The sequence below is a fragment of the Luteimonas galliterrae genome, assembly GCF_023374055.1.
In the GTDB taxonomy this organism is placed as follows: Bacteria; Pseudomonadota; Gammaproteobacteria; order Xanthomonadales; family Xanthomonadaceae; genus Luteimonas_C; species Luteimonas_C galliterrae.
Map to the genome: position 1 here is coordinate 645,340 of NZ_JAMBEP010000001.1, position 16,230 is coordinate 661,569.

At 65.1% G+C, this 16,230-nt stretch carries 13 protein-coding genes and 2 tRNA genes; 5 read left to right on the top strand and 10 right to left on the bottom strand.

Features of this window, described 5'->3' with window-relative positions; genetic code table 11:
- Nucleotide 1: 1 nt before the first annotated feature.
- Nucleotides 2-1,387 carry a serine hydrolase domain-containing protein gene (locus M2650_RS02995; RefSeq protein ID WP_249470984.1) on the bottom strand — a complete coding sequence of 462 codons (1,386 nt, stop codon included), beginning with the start codon at nt 1,385-1,387 and terminating at the stop codon, nt 2-4.
- 93 nt (nt 1,388-1,480) lie between these two features.
- Here M2650_RS02995 and tadA point away from each other — a divergent pair, with 93 nt between their 5' ends.
- Complete coding sequence (tadA, locus tag M2650_RS03000) at nt 1,481-1,987, top strand: tRNA adenosine(34) deaminase TadA (RefSeq protein ID WP_249470988.1); 507 nt, start codon at nt 1,481-1,483, stop codon at nt 1,985-1,987.
- 55 nt (nt 1,988-2,042) lie between these two features.
- On the opposite strand, the gene M2650_RS03005 is transcribed toward tadA, so the two are convergent.
- Nucleotides 2,043-2,558, bottom strand: coding sequence for a DUF2721 domain-containing protein (locus M2650_RS03005; RefSeq protein ID WP_249470991.1), 516 nt, complete (start codon nt 2,556-2,558; stop codon nt 2,043-2,045).
- A 60-nt stretch (nt 2,559-2,618) separates the two neighbouring features.
- On the opposite strand from M2650_RS03005, the gene orn reads away from it, so the two are divergent.
- Together orn and M2650_RS03015 are read left to right on the top strand one after the other, a co-directional pair.
- Entirely contained in the window at nt 2,619-3,197 is a 579-nt protein-coding gene (orn, locus tag M2650_RS03010) for an oligoribonuclease (RefSeq protein ID WP_249470996.1), read from the top strand.
- Entirely contained in the window at nt 3,194-3,622 is a 429-nt protein-coding gene (locus M2650_RS03015; RefSeq protein WP_249470998.1) for a YciI family protein, read from the top strand. Before orn ends, M2650_RS03015 begins: the two co-directional genes overlap by 4 nt.
- A 134-nt stretch (nt 3,623-3,756) precedes the next feature.
- Here the strand turns inward: M2650_RS03015 and ppsA are convergent, their stop codons facing one another.
- Entirely contained in the window at nt 3,757-6,129 is a 2,373-nt protein-coding gene (gene ppsA / locus M2650_RS03020) for a phosphoenolpyruvate synthase (protein ID WP_249474167.1), read from the bottom strand.
- Between the two features lie 131 nt (nt 6,130-6,260).
- Between ppsA and ppsR the strand changes: the two genes are divergently transcribed.
- Nucleotides 6,261-7,082, top strand: a complete 822-nt coding sequence (gene ppsR, locus M2650_RS03025; protein ID WP_249471000.1) for a posphoenolpyruvate synthetase regulatory kinase/phosphorylase PpsR — start codon at nt 6,261-6,263, stop codon at nt 7,080-7,082.
- 255 nt (nt 7,083-7,337) lie between these two features.
- On the top strand, nt 7,338-7,823 hold the full coding sequence (locus tag M2650_RS03030; protein WP_249471003.1) for a DUF1249 domain-containing protein: 486 nt from the start codon (nt 7,338-7,340) through the stop codon (nt 7,821-7,823).
- A gap of 83 nt (nt 7,824-7,906) precedes the next feature.
- On the opposite strand, the gene M2650_RS03035 is transcribed toward M2650_RS03030, so the two are convergent.
- The 7 genes from M2650_RS03035 to M2650_RS03065 form a co-directional block, all read right to left on the bottom strand.
- Complete coding sequence (locus M2650_RS03035; RefSeq protein WP_249471006.1) at nt 7,907-9,424, bottom strand: serine hydrolase domain-containing protein; 1,518 nt, start codon at nt 9,422-9,424, stop codon at nt 7,907-7,909.
- Between the two features lie 131 nt (nt 9,425-9,555).
- Nucleotides 9,556-9,631, bottom strand: a tRNA-Glu gene (locus M2650_RS03040).
- Nucleotides 9,632-9,685: 54 nt separating this feature from the next.
- Nucleotides 9,686-9,761, bottom strand: a tRNA-Ala gene (locus M2650_RS03045).
- Between the two features lie 50 nt (nt 9,762-9,811).
- On the bottom strand, nt 9,812-10,657 hold the full coding sequence (locus M2650_RS03050) for a copper resistance protein B (protein ID WP_249471009.1): 846 nt from the start codon (nt 10,655-10,657) through the stop codon (nt 9,812-9,814).
- 242 nt (nt 10,658-10,899) lie between these two features.
- Complete coding sequence (locus tag M2650_RS03055) at nt 10,900-12,657, bottom strand: copper resistance system multicopper oxidase (RefSeq protein ID WP_249471012.1); 1,758 nt, start codon at nt 12,655-12,657, stop codon at nt 10,900-10,902.
- Nucleotides 12,658-12,661: 4 nt separating this feature from the next.
- The gene (locus M2650_RS03060) at nt 12,662-13,096 is read right to left on the bottom strand and encodes a heavy metal-responsive transcriptional regulator (RefSeq protein ID WP_345779832.1); all 435 of its coding nucleotides are present in this window, start codon (nt 13,094-13,096) and stop codon (nt 12,662-12,664) included.
- Nucleotides 13,097-13,217: 121 nt separating this feature from the next.
- Complete coding sequence (locus tag M2650_RS03065; RefSeq protein WP_249471015.1) at nt 13,218-15,581, bottom strand: YadA family autotransporter adhesin; 2,364 nt, start codon at nt 15,579-15,581, stop codon at nt 13,218-13,220.
- Nucleotides 15,582-16,230: the final 649 nt, after the last annotated feature.

The following is a 16,230-nucleotide window of genomic DNA, read 5'->3' on the forward strand; positions in this document are numbered from 1 at the left end:
GTCAGCGAGCCGGCGGGTCCACCCGCGGCATGGCCCGCGGCGGACCTTCGCCGCTACGGAAGAAGTCCAGACGGATCACGTTCCCGTGCGCATCGCGGACGGGAACGAAATAGCTGATCTCGTCGGGCACGAAATACAGCCTTCCGCCCGCATCGACCTGCAGCGGGATCGCGCCGCGCCCCTGCCGCTGCGAATAAAGCTTGCCGTCGCGGACGGACAGCGTTTGCAGCGTGTTCTCGTCGTAGCGATAGGTTCCCGCGAGCGTGCGCAAGGCCTCCGGCGACGGCGACACCGGCATTACGTCTGCGTAGGGATCGCCCAATGCGATCGCCGCCAAACGGCGTCCCATCGTCTTCGCGTCGAAGTGGTCGTCGTTGGCGAGGGCGACGATGGTGATGTCCTGTTCTGGCAGATAGGCCAGGATCGAGGAGAACCCGTTGATCTGTCCGGTATGTCCGACCATGGGCTGGCCGCGCACGGTCCAAAGATACATGCCCAATCCATAACGTTCCGAGTTTTGCGGAAGATCGGGCGGTGCAATCATTTCCGCGAACCCTTGCCGTCCGACGGCGCTTCCGTCCGCCAGCGCGCGCATCCAGCGCAGCAGATCGTCGGCGGTGGAAACCAGGCCGCCCGCCGCGGCGGGAATGCTCGAACTGATCGGAACCGGATTGCGCACGACGCGGCTGCGCGAATCGGTGGTGTATCCGGCCACGCGGCGAGGAATCAACGTGGATTCGTCGCCGTAGCGCGTGTCGCGCAAGTCCAATGGCTGGGCGAAAAGTTTTTGCATCGCGACATGCCAGGGCTCGCCGGTGACTTTTTCGATCACCGCGCCCAGCAGGACGTAACCGGCGTTCGAGTAGGCCCAGCGCGTGCCGGGCGCGAAATCCAACGGCCGCTTGCCGATTTCGGCGATCAGCGTCGCGGTGTCGATCTCGCGTCTCGAGAAGCCAGGCTGCGGGTCCGCCGCGGCATCCGAGACGCCGGCGGTGTGGTTCAACAACTGCCGCAAGGTGATCTCGCCGGCGTGCGGAAAATCGGGCAGGTGCGCGGCCAAAGGATCGTCGAGCGACAGCTTGCCCTGTTCGGCGAGTTTCAGCACCGTCGCGGCGGTGAAGATCTTGGTGACCGAAGCGATGCGGAACACGTGCTGCGTCGTCAAAGGAACGCCCAATTCCAGTTGGGCGAGGCCGCGCGCCTCGCGGTAGACCACGCGATCGCCCTTGGCGACGAGCGCGACGACTCCGGGCCCTTCGGGAGCCGCGGCCTGTTCGAGCGCCTTGCGGACGGCCTTCGCGACTGCGGCATCGGAGGGCGGCGAAACGGCGGCGGCATGGCCGGCTCCGGCCAAGATCAAGGCGGCGATACAGGCGAGCAGGCGCATCAGCGGTCTCCGGCGAGTCGGCATATGAGCTGCCCAACGCAAGCGGGCTGCGGCCGTTGACCGCCCATGGCTATCGATGCGCTAGTCTTGCATATGGAATACGCAATCGAGGCTGGCGTGCCGCAGACGGACATAGATCGTCGCTGGATGGAGCGGGCGCTGGCGCTGGCCGATCGCGCCGAACGCGAGGACGACGAAATTCCGGTCGGCGCGGTTTTGGTCGATGCCGCGGGCGTGGCGATCGGCGAAGGTTGGAACCGCAACATCGCCGAATCCGATCCGGCCGCGCACGCGGAAATCGTGGCGATGCGCCAAGCGGGCAGGGCGCTGGCCAACCATCGCCTGGTCGGCTGCACGCTGTACGTGACGCTGGAGCCCTGCGCGATGTGCGCGATGGCGATGGTGCATGCGCGGCTGGCGCGCGTGGTGTACGCAGCATCCGATCCGAAGACCGGCGCGGCGGGCAGCGTGTTCGACTTGCTCGCCGATCCGCGCCACAACCATCGAGTTGAAGTGGTCGCAGGCGTGCTGGCGGAAGAAGCGAGTTCGCGGCTAACCAATTACTTCCGCCGCAAACGCGGCAAGCCACCCCTTTCCTGAAGCTCCGGTTGTTCACCCCCCTTTTGAAAAGGGGGAAGAACGGCGGCAAGCCCCATCATTCCGTTTCGCCCTCGGCCTGCGCGTCCGCATGCTGCTCGCGCTTGCGCATCCGCGCGATCGCATAGCGGTGGTCCATTTCCTCGTTGATCGCGGTGATCGCCAACGTCGATTCCCGCGCCAGGCACAGGCTGGCGGCGAACAGCGCGAGTACGCCGAACACCGCCAGCAAAGTCGGCAGCATGCCGAACCGATAGCCGACGAAGGCGTCGACCGCGACGCTCAGGCTGGTGCCGACGAAGCAGCTGATCGCGCCGTACAGCAACTGGCTGCCGCGCAGGATCAGTACATTGCGGCGGCGCTGCATCGCGATGCGCTGCTCCAGGATGCCGCGGTATTCCGGATCGGAGGTGTCTTCGAGTTCCTTCAGTATCGAACGCAGCCGGTCGATGATCCGCGACAGCCGGTTGTTGGCCGACATCAGCAGCGACGCGGTCGCGGTCAGGAAGAACGCGGGCGCGAGCATCGCGGTTAGGACCGCGTAATGGGCGAAGGCGGCGGCGTTCTGGGGCATGGTGATGGCGGGTGAGGGCGCTGCGCTATGATGCCGCGACCCGGGGCCGGCTGCGAGCTTATGACGTCAATATCCGAAAACGATGGCCGCCTGATCTGGATCGACCTGGAAATGACCGGGCTCGACACCGACAACGATTCGATCCTCGAGATCGCCACCGTGGTCACCGATTCGCAGCTCAACATCCTGGCCGAAGGCCCGGAGTTCGCGATCTCGCATCCGCTGGCCGCGCTCGAGGCCATGGACGAATGGAACCGCACCCAACACGGCAAGTCCGGCCTCTGGAAGCGGGTGCTGGAGCTGGGCGTTCCGATGGCCGAAGCCGAGCGGCGCACGCTGGAATTCCTGCAGCGCTGGTTGAACCCGAGGCAGTCGCCGATGTGCGGCAACTCGATCTGCCAGGACCGCCGTTTCCTGCACCGGCAGATGCCGGCGCTGGAGAAGTTCTTCCACTACCGCAATCTGGACGTCAGCACGATCAAGGAGCTGGCGCGGCGCTGGGCCCCCGAAGTGCTCGCCGGCGTGAGCAAGCAGGCGGCGCACACCGCGTTGAGCGATGTGCGCGATTCGATCGAAGAACTGCGCCATTACCGGCAGGCGATGGGCAAGTTTTCAAGCAACCGGGAGCACGACACATGAAGAACCACATTTTCTGGGCGACCTTCCTTCTGCTCGCCATGCCGGCGTCGAATGCCGGTGCGCAGCAACCGGCCGCGAAGCCGGAGCCGGCCCAGGCGAAAGCGGCGTCCGCGTTACCGGCGGGCATGAAGCAATACTGGTTCGTGATGCTCAAGCGCGGCGCCAAACGCGACCAGGCGCCGGAGGAAAGCGCCAAGCTTCAGGCCGGACACATGGCCAACATCAAGGCCTATGCCGAAGCCGGAAAACTTCAGATCGCCGGGCCTTTCATGGACGACGGCGACTGGCGCGGCATCTTCATCCTGGATGTGCCAGATCGTGCGGCCGCCGAGAAAATGTGCGCAGACGATCCGGCTGTGAAGGCGGGACGCTTGGCCTGCGAAATACACCCCTGGCTGTCCGAACCGGGTGCGGCCCTGAAATAGGCGTCTGCGCAGGCACGGCGCTTATGCTTTTCGTAGGTGCGAATTTATTCGCACGCTTTGCGCGAAAGATCAAAGGCGTGCGAATAAATTCGCACCTACGAAAGCAGCGGAGCAGGCCCCGCTCTACAAAAGCGTCAGGATGCTTTGGACTTGGCCAGGCGTAGCCAGGTATCGACGACGGTATCCGGATTCAACGAAACCGATTCGATCCCTTCCTGCATCAGCCACTCCGCTAGATCCGGGTGATCGCTCGGGCCCTGGCCGCAGATGCCGACGTATTTGCCCTTGGCACGCGCCGACTTGATCGCCATCGAGAGCAGCTTCTTCACTGCCGGATCGCGCTCGTCGAACAGGTGGGCGACGATGCTCGAGTCGCGATCCAGGCCGAGCGTGAGCTGGGTCAGGTCGTTGGAACCGATCGAGAAGCCGTCGAAGATCTCCAGGAATTCGTCGGCCAGCAACGCGTTGGACGGCACTTCGCACATCATGATGATCTTCAGGCCGTCCTTGCCCTGTTCGAGGCCGTTCTTCTTCAGCACTTCGACGACCTTGCGGCCCTCGTCCAGCGTGCGTACGAACGGGATCATCACCCACAGGTTGTCCAGGCCCATCTCGTTGCGCACCTTGCGCACGGCCTTGCATTCCAACGCGAAGGCGTCGGCGAACGAGGCATCGACGTAGCGGCTGGCGCCGCGGAAGCCGATCATCGGATTCTCTTCGTGGGGCTCGAAATTACTGCCGCCGATCAGGTTGGCGTATTCGTTGGACTTGAAGTCCGACAAGCGCACGATCACCGGATGCGGCGCCACCGAGGCGGTCAGCGTGGCGATGCCTTCGGCCAGGCGATCGACGTAGAAACTGACCGGATCGGCATAACCGGCGGTCTTGGCGTCGATCTTCTTTTTGGTATCCGCGTCCTGCCTGTCGTACTGCAACAGCGCGTTGGGATGCACGCCGATGTGCGCGGCGATGATCATTTCCAGGCGCGCCAGGCCGATGCCGGCGTTGGGCAGCATCGCGAAATCGAACGCGCGCTCGGGGTTGGCCACGTTCATCATGATCTTCAGCGGCGCCGGCGGCATCGACGCCAGATCGGTGGTGATGCGCTCGAACGGCAGCGAGCCGGCATAGATGTAGCCGGTGTCGCCTTCCGAGCAGCTGACGGTGACTTCGCTGCCATCCGCGATCAGATCCAGCGCATTGCCGGTGCCGACGACTGCCGGCACGCCGAGCTCGCGGGCGATGATCGCCGCATGGCAGGTGCGGCCGCCGCGGTTGGTGACGATGGCCGCAGCGCGCTTCATCACCGGCTCCCAGTCCGGATCGGTCATGTCCGCAACCAGCACGTCGCCGGGCTGCACGCGATTCATGTCGTCCAGGCTGCGCACCACGCGCGCTACGCCGCTGCCGATCTTCTGGCCGATGGCGCGGCCTTCGGCGACTACGTCGCCGCGTTTTTCCAGGTGGAAGCGCTCGATCTGGGTGGCATGGCCGCGCGATTTCACCGTTTCCGGACGCGCCTGGACGATGAACAACTTGCCGCTGACGCCGTCCTTGGCCCATTCGATGTCCATCGGGCGCTGGTAGTGCTTTTCGATCACCAGGGCCTGCTTGGCCAGTTCGTGAACGTCTTCGTCGCTGATCGAGAATTTGTTGCGCAACTCGGCGGGCGTGTCCTCGTTTCGCACGCGCTCGCCGGGCTTGTCGGAATAGACCATGCGGATCTGCTTGGCGCCCAGCGAACGGCGCAGGATCGCCGGCTTGCCCTTCAGCAGCGTCGGCTTGTAGACGTAGAACTCGTCCGGATTCACCGCGCCCTGCACGACGTTCTCGCCCAGGCCGTAGCTCGAAGTGATGAAGACCACCTCGCGGAAGCCTGATTCGGTGTCCAGCGTGAACAGCACGCCGGAGGCGCCGACATCCGAACGCACCATCAGCTGCACGCCGGCGGACAGGAACACGTCCTCGTGCTTGAAGCCGTGGTGCACGCGGTAGGCGATGGCGCGGTCGTTGTAGAGGCTGGCGAAGACTTCCTTCACCTTGCGCACCACATCGTCCTCGCCGGTGACGTTGAGGAAGGTTTCCTGTTGGCCGGCAAAACTGGCGTCGGGCAGGTCTTCGGCGGTGGCCGAAGAGCGGACCGCCACCGCGATTTCACCGCCGCCGTTCTCGGCGCTGAGCTTTTTGTAAGCGGTGCGGATGTCCGCATCCAGCCCTGGTTGCAGCGGCGCATCGATCACCCAGCCGCGGATCTCGGCGCCGGCCTTGTTCAGCGCCGGCACGTCCTCGACGTCCAGCGTCGCCAGCCGGTCGAAGATGCGCTGGTGCAGATCGTTATGGGCGATGAAGTCCTTGAAAGCGTCCGCGGTGGTCGCGAAGCCGCCCGGCACCGAAACCCCCAGCTTGGCCAGGTTGCCGATCATCTCGCCCAGCGAGGAGTTCTTGCCGCCCACTTGGGCCAGATCGGTCAGTCGCAGGTCGTGCAGCCAAAGGATATTGGCGCTCAGGGGTTGATCGCTCAAAACAGGCTCCGGGGTTTCTAAAGGGCAGGGGAGGGGCGGGCAGGGCCGGCCGAAGTTGTTATTTTAGCAACCCGGCCCGCCGCGGCGCTCATCACGGTTCAGGAAAACGTTTACGCATGTCCATGACGCGCCCGGTTTTCTACGTTTCCGACGGCACCGGCATCACCGCCGAGACCATCGGCCACAGCCTGCTGACCCAGTTCACCGACCACCGCTTCGTCACCGACCGCATCCCGTTCGTGGATACGCCGGAGCGGGCGCGCGAGATCGCCGGCCGCATCCGCGACATCGGGCTGTCGCACGGCACGCGGCCCATCGTGATCAATTCCTGCGTCGATCCGGAACTGTCAGCACTGGTCGCCGAGAGCGGGGCGCTGATGCTGGACATCTTCGCGCCGTTCATCGAGCCGCTGGAACGCGAGCTGGGCACCATGCGCCAGTCGCGCGTCGGCCAGGCCCACGGCATGGCCGATTTCGAGACCTACCACCGGCGCATCAACGCGATGAATTTCGCGCTGACCCACGACGACGGCATCGCGGTGAATTACGACGAGGCCGACGTGGTCCTGGTCGCCGTCTCGCGTGCCGGCAAGACGCCGACCTGCGTGTATCTGGCGCTGCATTACGGCATCGCCGCGGCCAACTATCCGCTGACCGAAGAGGATCTGGAGCACGACCGTCTGCCGGCCCGGCTGCGCAATTGCCGGCAGAAGCTGTTCGGATTGACCATCGATCCGGTCCGCCTGCAGCAAATCCGCCAGGAACGCCGTCCCAATTCGCGCTATGCGCAGCTCGAGACCTGCAAGCGCGAAGTGGCAGCGGCCGAAGCCCTGTTCAGGGCGGAACGGATTCCGGTGCTGAGCACCACCAATACGTCGATCGAGGAGATCGCCAGCAAGGTGCTGACGACGCTGGGGATCCACCGCGAGATGTACTGACGGCAAGGCCTTGTAGAAGCGACGGCTTTCGTAGGAGCGGCTTTAGCCGCGAGCTCTTTCCAACACGCTGCGATCATGTGGGAAAGGGCTCGCGGCTAAAGCCGCTCCTACAAAGGGAAGGACGCAGCGGCTGGGAAAACGAAAAGGCCGCCCGAAGGCGGCCTTTATCGTTTCGCGAAGGACTCCTAAGTTAACGTCGCCGCGCCATTCCGTCAATGCTGCCGCACGCAAGATTTCGCGTGTAGCATCGGGCCCATGCGTACCGTTGCGCTCCGCCGCAAAAGCATTCCCCGGATCGGCCGTTTCGGCTGGCTGATGGGGTTGTATGCGGAAAATCATGCCAAACTGACGCGGCTGTTCGAACCAGCCGATTTGGCCGTAGGCGCGTATCGCTCCAGCATCGGCGACGGGCTGGACCTGCAAGTCGACGTGATCGAACAGCACCGCTTCACGGTCGAATTACGCCTGACTTACGCCTTGGCCGATCCGCTTACCGGCGAACCCGATCCGTCCGCATTCGTGCGCCTGTACCGCGACGCGCGCCAGGCCGAAGCTACGCACTGCTACGTCGGGCGGCGCTGGCAGGATGTGATCGGCATGTATCCGCCGCCGGCCGAAGTGATCGGTCACCGTTTGCGCATGAACACTTTCCTGGGCAAGTGGCTGGATTACCTGGCCGAACGTGGCCATGGCGTGGCGACGTTGCGCGCTTTCGAAGCGGCCGAACGCGCCGCCTCTTGAAGTAACTCGCACGAGACCGAGAAAGAAGCTGTCATCCCTCACTGCGTTCGGAATGACAGCTCTTGTCGGCCTTTTTAGAGCGATTACCTGGCCTCGTCCCGCTGCAATTCGACCCAATACGGAAACATCGCCATGCTCTCCGACGTCTTGCGCCAGGCGACGATTTCGCCGTCGATGCGGTCGCCGCGCAGTTTGAGATTCAACGACAGCTGATCCAGCCGTTCGCGGATCGTATCCGCGCTGCCGATATGGCCGTGGCTTTCGCCCGACACCAGGCCGTCGATAAGGCCGAAATCGGCGATCGGCCGCGCGTCGCCGTTTCCGACGGATAAGGTGCCCGTCGATGCGTCGGTCACGCTCAATACCACCGGAAGACGTTTTCCCTGCGCGACCATGGTTCCGCGCCAGACGCCGGCATAGTCTTCGACGGGCCGCAGCGGCTGCAGGGGCGGGCTGGGCGGCGTCGGGATGCCACGCCAGTCGTCGACGACGGTGCGCAGCATGCGATCGCGCACGCCATCGATGAAGCCGGGCCCGCCGCGGCGGTTGCTGAGCACGATGCAGGCCACGCCGGCCGAAGGCACCAGCACGAATTCGGTTTTGACGCCCGATTGGCCGCCGCCGTGATACAGCACTTCCGGCCTGCCGGGCTGGCGCAATACCTGCCAGCCCATGCCGTAGTAGAAGCCTCCAGGCGCGACCGTGGTGGCGGGGCGGTGCAATTCGTCCAATTGCGCCTTGTCCAGGATCCGCGCCGAGGCGTCCAGCCCTTGGCCGCCGAGATGAAGCATGGCGAAGCGGGCGAGATCGTGCGCGCTGGCGTACAACTCGCCCGAGCCCGGCGTTGCGGTCAGATAGAACGGCAGCGGCTTCCCGTCGTCCGCATAACGCACCGCCATCTCGGCGCGGCGCGAAAGATCGGTATCGAAGAAGCTGTCGTTCATGCCCAGCGGCCGCAGCACGCGGTCGCGCAGGTATCGTCCGAATTCTTGTTTGGATCGCCTGGCCACGATCTCGGCCAGGATGCCCATCGCCAGATTGGAATATTCGTAGCGTTCGCCGACCGGCGCGACCAGGCGGCCGTAGTCGCGCACCAGTTCGGGGATGCCGGGCTGCACCGCATCGCCGCCTTCGGGATACATCGCGAAGAACGTCGGCAACCCGGAAGAATGCGTCGCCAGGCGCCGCACGGTGGCCTGCTGCGCCGGACCGTTCGCGTCGACGATCTTTTCCGCGCCGAGATAATCGTTGGCGGGCCGGTCGAGGTCGAGTTCGCCCGCTGCGGCAAGCGTCATCAGCGCGGTAGTCGTGAACGGCTTCGTAGTGGATGCGACCGAAAATGCGGTATGCGCGGTGGCCGGCCGGCGCGCTTCCCGGTCAGCCCAGCCGAAGCCTTGTTCCCAGACGATCCTGCCGTCTTTTACCAAGGCTACCGATACGCCGGTCAGGCGGCCCGCAGCGATCTCGGTTTCGATGTCCGAGCGGATAGATGCGTAAGGATCGGACTTCGTCGTTTCGGCTGCGGCGGACGTCGCGTAAGCCGCGGTTGAAATAAGAAGGCAAAGCAAGCGCATCTTGCGCGCAGCGCGGGTCGACAGCATCGATACGTTTCCGTGATTGCGGCTTGCGACCGCTCGATCATGGGATGCGCGATCGCACGGGCTCGTTTAAAACGCGTGCGGCGAAAAAGAAAAAAGGCCCGGTTGCCCGGGCCTGAACTTACTCGAAAAGTTGGCGTCCCCACGGGGATTCGAACCCCGGTCGCTACCGTGAAAGGGTAATGTCCTAGGCCTCTAGACGATGGGGACGCTGTGTAGCCGGTGACGACGGCGAGGCTGCCGTGCGTATCCTTCCGAAACTTTTGGTGGAGCCAGGCGGGATCGAACCGCCGACCTCCTGCATGCCATGCAGGCGCTCTCCCAGCTGAGCTATGGCCCCACGGGCTGGAAAGCGCGAAATTTTAACGGGCGGGGTTTCGTAGCGTCAAGCTAAAACCAGAAACGGACGCCGGCGACCCACTGGGCCTCGCTGCGATCGCCCCCGGCCGCCTGGGCCAAGTCCGCGGTCGCGCCGAATTTGCGGGACCAGACGTAGCCCAGATAAGGCGCGAATTCCCGCCGGATTTCGTAGCGCAGGCGCAAACCGAACTCGGCATCGCTCAAGCCCTGGCCGATGCCGTTCTCCGGATCGTCGCGCGAATAGAGGTTGACCTCCAATTTGGGCTGCAGGATGAACCGATTGGTCAGCAACAGCTCGTACTCGGCCTCGGCGCGCGCCGCCAGCCGGCCCGAGTCGCCGACGTAGGCGGTTGCGGCCGCTTCGAATTTGTAAGGCGCCAGCCCCTGCACGCCGAACGCTGCCCAGTCGCGCGGGTGGCCTTGGCCGAAGTCGTGGCGGACCCCGAGCATCGCGTCCCACCACGGGCCGGTAGCGTGGCCCCAGAGCAGTTCGATGTCGCCGTGCTCGGTGCGGCCGTCGCGGCGTTCGCCCTCGCTGCGCAGCCAGAGCCGGTCGTCGACGCGGCCGAGCCAACTGCGCAGGTTCCAGGCCAGGCCGGCGTCGTCGCCGGAAGTCCCGGACGAACGCTGCCATTCCAACTCGTCGAATTGCAGCATGCCGATCACCGGGTCGTCGTCCATGTGGTCGCGCATGTCCATGCCGTGCAAATCGGGAAATGCGGCGGCGCGTTCTTCCGTGGTCGGTGCCGGTAGCGGGGCAGGGGAGGTGGCCTGCGGTTTGTCGGACGCCGACGGCTGCGAGGACATCTGCGACATGTCGTGGCCTTCGTGCTGCGCGAGGGCAGGCAACGCGAAACACATCAAGAACAGCAACACCGCTGTTCCCCCCTTTGAAAAAGGGGGGCAGAGGGGATTTGCTCTTGCCGTTGCTGTTGTTGCTCTTCGTAGGAGCGGCTTCAGCCGCGAGCTTTTGATGTTCCGCGGGCGCTCGAAGAGCTCGCGGCTGAAGCCGCTCCTACGAAAAGCGAAGGCAGGGGCAAGATCAGAATCAAAAGCAAATCCCTCCTGGCCCCCCTTTTTCAAAGGGGGGAACAGCATTGCCAGCAAGCGCAAGCGGCTCATGCGTCCACCCGCACTTCGCGGAACATGCCCAACTCCATATGCAACAGCATGTGGCAGTGGTAGGCCCAGCGGCCGAGCGCGTCGGCCGTGACGCGGTAACTGCGCACGTGTCCGGGCGGCACGCTGATGGTGTGCTTGCGCACGTGGAATTCGCCGTCGGCGTTCTCCAGATCGCTCCACATTCCATGCAAATGGATCGGATGCTCCATCATCGTGTCGTTGACCAGCACGATGCGCAAGCGTTCGCCGTAGTTCAAGCGTACCGGGTCGGCTTTTGAGAAAGGGATGCCGTCGAAGCCCCAGGTGTAGCGTTCCATGTTGCCGGTGAGGTGCAACTCGATCTCGCGGCCCGGCTCACGGCCGTCCGGATCGGCGAACGTGCTTTTCAGGTCCGCGTAACTCAGCACGCGGCGCCCATTGCCGCGCAGGCCGATGCCTGGGTCGTCCAGCGCACGCGACGGCGTCATGGTCTGCATGTCGACCGCGGGATTGCCGGTTTCGCTGGCCGGATGCGCGATCATCCCGCCGCTCATGTCGTGCCCGGCATGCTGCATGGCGGGCATCTTCATATCGGCGCCGCAGCCGCCTTCCATGCCTTTCATCTGCGACATGTCGTGGCCCGCCATGCCGCCGTGGCCCATGTCCTGCATCGTCAGGATCGGGCGCGGATCCAGCGGCGGCACGTCCGCCTGCAGGCCGGACCGCGGCGACAGCGTGGCGCGCGCATAGCCGCCGCGGTCCATCGCCTGGGCGAAGATCGTGTACGGCCGTTCGGCAGGTTCGACGACCACATCCAGCGTTTCGGCCACGCCGATGCGGAATTCGTCGACGCTGACCGGATGCACCGGCTGGCCGTCGGCGGCGACCACCGTCATCCTCAAGCCGGGGATGCGCACGTCGAAGAAGGTCATCGCGGAGCCGTTGATGAAACGCAGCCGCACTTTTTCGCCGCGTGCGAACAACGCCGTCCAGTTGGCCGCCGGCGGCGCGCCGTTGACCAGATACGTGTACGTGAGGCCGGTGACGTCGGCCAGATCGGTCGGGCTCATCCGCATCCTGCCCCAGGCCTTGCGGTCGGCGACGGCGGCATCGAAGCCGTCGCGCCGCGCGTCGCGGAAAAAGTCGCCGACGGTGCGCTTGTGCAGGTTGTAGTAGTCCGATTGCTTGCGCAGCTTGCGGACGATGGCGTGCGGGTCCTCGTCGCTCCAGTCCGACAGCAGGATCACGTGGTCGCGGTCGGCGGCGATGGGATCCGGTTCCCGCGGGTCGATCACGATCGCGCCGTACACGCCGACCGCTTCCTGCAGGCTGGAGTGCGCGTGGTACCAGTAGGTGCCCGCCTGGCGCACCCGGAAGCGGTACAGATAGCTTTCGCCGGGCGCGATGCCGTGGAAGCTGAGCCCGGGCACGCCGTCCATGCCGGCCGGCAGCAGGATGCCGTGCCAATGCAGCGAAGTGTCCTCGCGCAGGCGGTTGCCCACGCGCAGTTCGACCGTATCGCCTTCGCGCCAGCGCAGCGTGGGCGCCGGCAGCGAGCCGTTGACGGTTTTCGCCCAGGCGGATTTGCCGGTGAGGTTCACCGGGCTGGCGCCGACGCTCAATTCGAAGCGGATTCCGCGCAGTTCGGGTACGACAGGCGCTGCCGGATTCTGGGTGCGGCCATGGCCGGGCCAAGTCGCCAGCAGCGGCAGCGCGGCCAAGCCGGTGACGAACTGCCTGCGTTCGGTATCGAATCGATATCGCTTTTCAGTCATTGAGTTAGGACAGCTTTTTAATGTCGTGGGCCAGGACGGCATCGACGATCGGGCAACCCTGTACCGGCCCGGTGCCGGAGCATTCCTTCACCAAGCGGCCCAGGCTGTCGCGCATGGCCGCCAACTGGGCGATTTTCTCTTCGATGTCATCCAGCCGGTGCTGAGCCAGCGCCAGCACCTCCGCGCGCTCGCTGTGGTTGTCGGACGCCAGCCTCAGCAGTTCGCGGGTTTCATCCAATGTGAAGCCTAAAGCCTTGGCCCGCCTGATAAAACGCAGCCGCTCGAGGTCGTCCGAACCGAACATCCGGTAGCCCGACGCCGTGCGCTGCGCAGCCGGCAGCAGTTGCAGCCGTTCGTAGAGACGGACGGTATCCACCCCGACGCCGGCACGTTCCGCGATTTCTCCGATCCGCATGGTCTGGTCGCCGCTTTCTTTCATTGGAAGGACGGTTATTTTGAACCCTGGACCTGACTCCAGGGTCAAGGCGCTTCGCCCAAACAAAAAGCCCGACGCGAAGCCGGGCGTTTTTGCTGCGGCCAGGACGACCGGGCAGGGCAAGTCACCAACCGATGCCGTAACCCGCCCCCACGCTGTCCTCGCCATCGCCGCTCATGGCACCGCCGATGGTGAACGCCGCGCTGTCGCCGATGGCCCGCTGGTAGCCGATGGCGAGCGCTGCGTGACCGGCCTGCGTACCGGCGCCGATGGCCAGGCGGTTCTGCATGCGGATGCCGGCCGCGCTCGCGGTCATCTGCGCCATGGCCGTGCCCATCGCGCCGATCCGGCTGATGCGCTTGTCCTGGTTGACGAAGCGGTCGTCGATTTCACGGCGCAGTCCGCCCAAATCCAGACCCAACGCTTGGATGCGCGAATCCGCATAAGCGTTGGCCTGCGTCAACGTCTGCGCATCGCCAGCCTGCACCTGGCGTACGTTGGCGGCGTCGGTCGCCGCGGCGCCGTCGGCAACGTTCACGACCTGGCGTTCCGCGCCGTTCGCGCCGACCGATACGGAGTTGGCGCGATCGGCCACCGAACCCTGGCCCAACGCGACGCTGTTGTCCGCGGTGGCTTGCGCGAACGCGCCGATCGCGGTGCTGTTGACGGCCGTGGCGTCGCTGTTGCCGCCGATCGAGGTCGTGCGGTCCAGCGCCGCATTCGCGAGCCAGCCGCTGGCTGTCGCATTGCTGCCCAGCGCCTGCGCGCCGCTGCCCACCGCGGTGGCGAAACGGCCCGAAGCGACCGTGGTGAACGTATTGGCGCCGAGCACCGTGCGGCCGCCGATCGCGGTGCTGCCTTCGCCGGTGGATTGCGCGAAAGAACCCACGGCCGTCGCGCCTTGTTGCGTGGCGTCGGTATTGCCGCCGAGGGCGGTGGTGCGGTCGGTCGACGCGGTCGCGAGCCAGCCGTTGGCCGTGGCCACCGTGCCGAGCGCCTGCGCGCCGCTGCCGACGGCGGTGCCGAACAGGCCGGTGGCGCGGGTGCGTTCGTCGTCGCTGATCGCGCCATCGTTGTTTCGGTCCAGCACGGCACCGATCGCAACCGTGCCGTTGTTGGTCGCCACGCTCTGGGCCCCGGTAGCGATCGCGCCGTTGCCTTGCGCCAGGCTGTCGTGGCCGGCGGCGAACGTGTTCGCGCCGTCGGCGTTGCTGGCCGCGCCGATGGCGACGCTGTTGTCGCTGGTCACGATGCTGCCCTGGCCCAGCGCGACGGAGGCATTGCCTTCGGCATTGGCGTTGCCGCCCAGCGCGATGCTTTCGTCGCTATTGACCCGCGCCCCGGTGCCGATGGCGACCGAATCGGTGCCGGTCGCGGTGCTGCTATTGCCGATGGCGATGCTGTTCAAACCGCCGGCGGTCGCGGAAACGCCGGTGGCCACGCTGTTTGCGCCGGATGCCGTCGCGAACACGCCGGAAGCGGTGCTCGCAGCACCCGATGCGTCGGATCGGAAGCCGATCGCCGTGCTGCTGTCGCCCGTCGCATCGCTACCGCTGCCGATCGCCGTGGCCTGGAATTGCGCCGTAGAATTGACGCCCACCGCGATGCTGGCCTCGCCTTGCGCACGAGCCGCAGCGCCGAACGCGGATGCGCTATTGCCGCTGGCTTCGCTGTTGAACCCCGCAGCGATCGAAGCAGGCCCGCTCGCCTCGCTCGAATTGCCCAATGCGACCGCACCGAAGTCGTCCGCGAAACTGTTCTCGCCGAACGCGCTGCTTCTCTCGCCGAGCGCTTGGGAGCCTTGGCCGACTGCCGTACTGAACTCGCCGGTCGCACGCGTCAGTTCGCCGACGGCGGTGGATTGCGAGCCGCTGGCCAGGCTGTTCGCGCCCAGCGCTACACTGAAATCGGAGCCTGCATTGCTGCCTTGGCCGAACGCGCTGCTGTTCTCGCCGAGCGCCTTGCTGCTGAAACCGACGGCGGTAGCCGACGCTCTGAGCGCTTGGCTGTCCGCACCGACAGCTGTGGTGAAGTCGTCCAACGCATCGGAGTCCGAACCCACCGCGGTGCTTTTGAAGCCATCGGCGAAGCTGTTGCTGCCCAACGCGGTAGCTTCCTCGGCGACGGCTTCCGCGGCTTGACCCACCGCAGTGCTGAACAAACTGTCGGCCTCGCTGAAAGCGCCGATCGCGGTACTGTCGCTGCCGGTGGCCTGTGCGCCCGATCCGAATGCACTCGCATCGAAATTGCTGGCTACTGTCGCCGTACCGCCGAACGAGCCGCCGAATGCGGTGGCGGTATCGGTGCTCGCGACCGCATCGGTGCCGCACGCGACGGCACCCACGCCGTTTGCGGTCGTATTGGTGGTGCCTGCGCAGGTTTCGCCGGCCATCGCCTGATTGGCGATGCCCAATGCGAGCATCACGGCGAACGCGAGACGGGCAGGGCGGTTGATGCGTGGGGCGGGGGAGGGGCGTGTGTAGGACATAAAGGCTTCCTTGGCTTAACGCAAAAAGGAGTCGAACGATTCCCCGCTGTCATGCGGCATCGGTTTCGTCCGTGCAGTCGGATTCGTGCAGGCCGTATCGATACCGGCGCGCGCCATCGCGCGACGCGGGATCCGAAGATCACGCGGCCTGGGCGTTGAAATCCTTCCTTCGACGACGATCGCAACAAACAAGCGCGATACGGCAGCCCGTCATCGAAGGCGGCGTATTGTGGAAATCGTCACGGTTCGGCGACACGGCAAAACGTACGGGAACAAGTCCTGCCAATCGCAAGGTCGCGGGCCTGCAATTGATCAGGCGATGAATTTGTCGACAGCCCGGCGGCGGCGCTTCTTCTGCTGGCCGGCATCCGCAACGACCAGCACGTCGCCGAAATCATGATCGGCGCTTCGGTTCATTAGGTGCACGCATTGAGAAGACCTTGCGCGCGTGGATGGCCGCGGCGCCTTCCTTCGTTGCCTTCGAGGACTACGACACGATCGTCGTGCACGCCGATACGATGCGTCGGCCGCCGATCCAAGTCGTTGATCGGGGTTGGGAGGTCTGAGGAAGTATGGGCGTTACCGGCTGAGCCAGCCTGCTAAGTCAATGATTAATTACATAATATACATTATGCGAAATTAAACATAG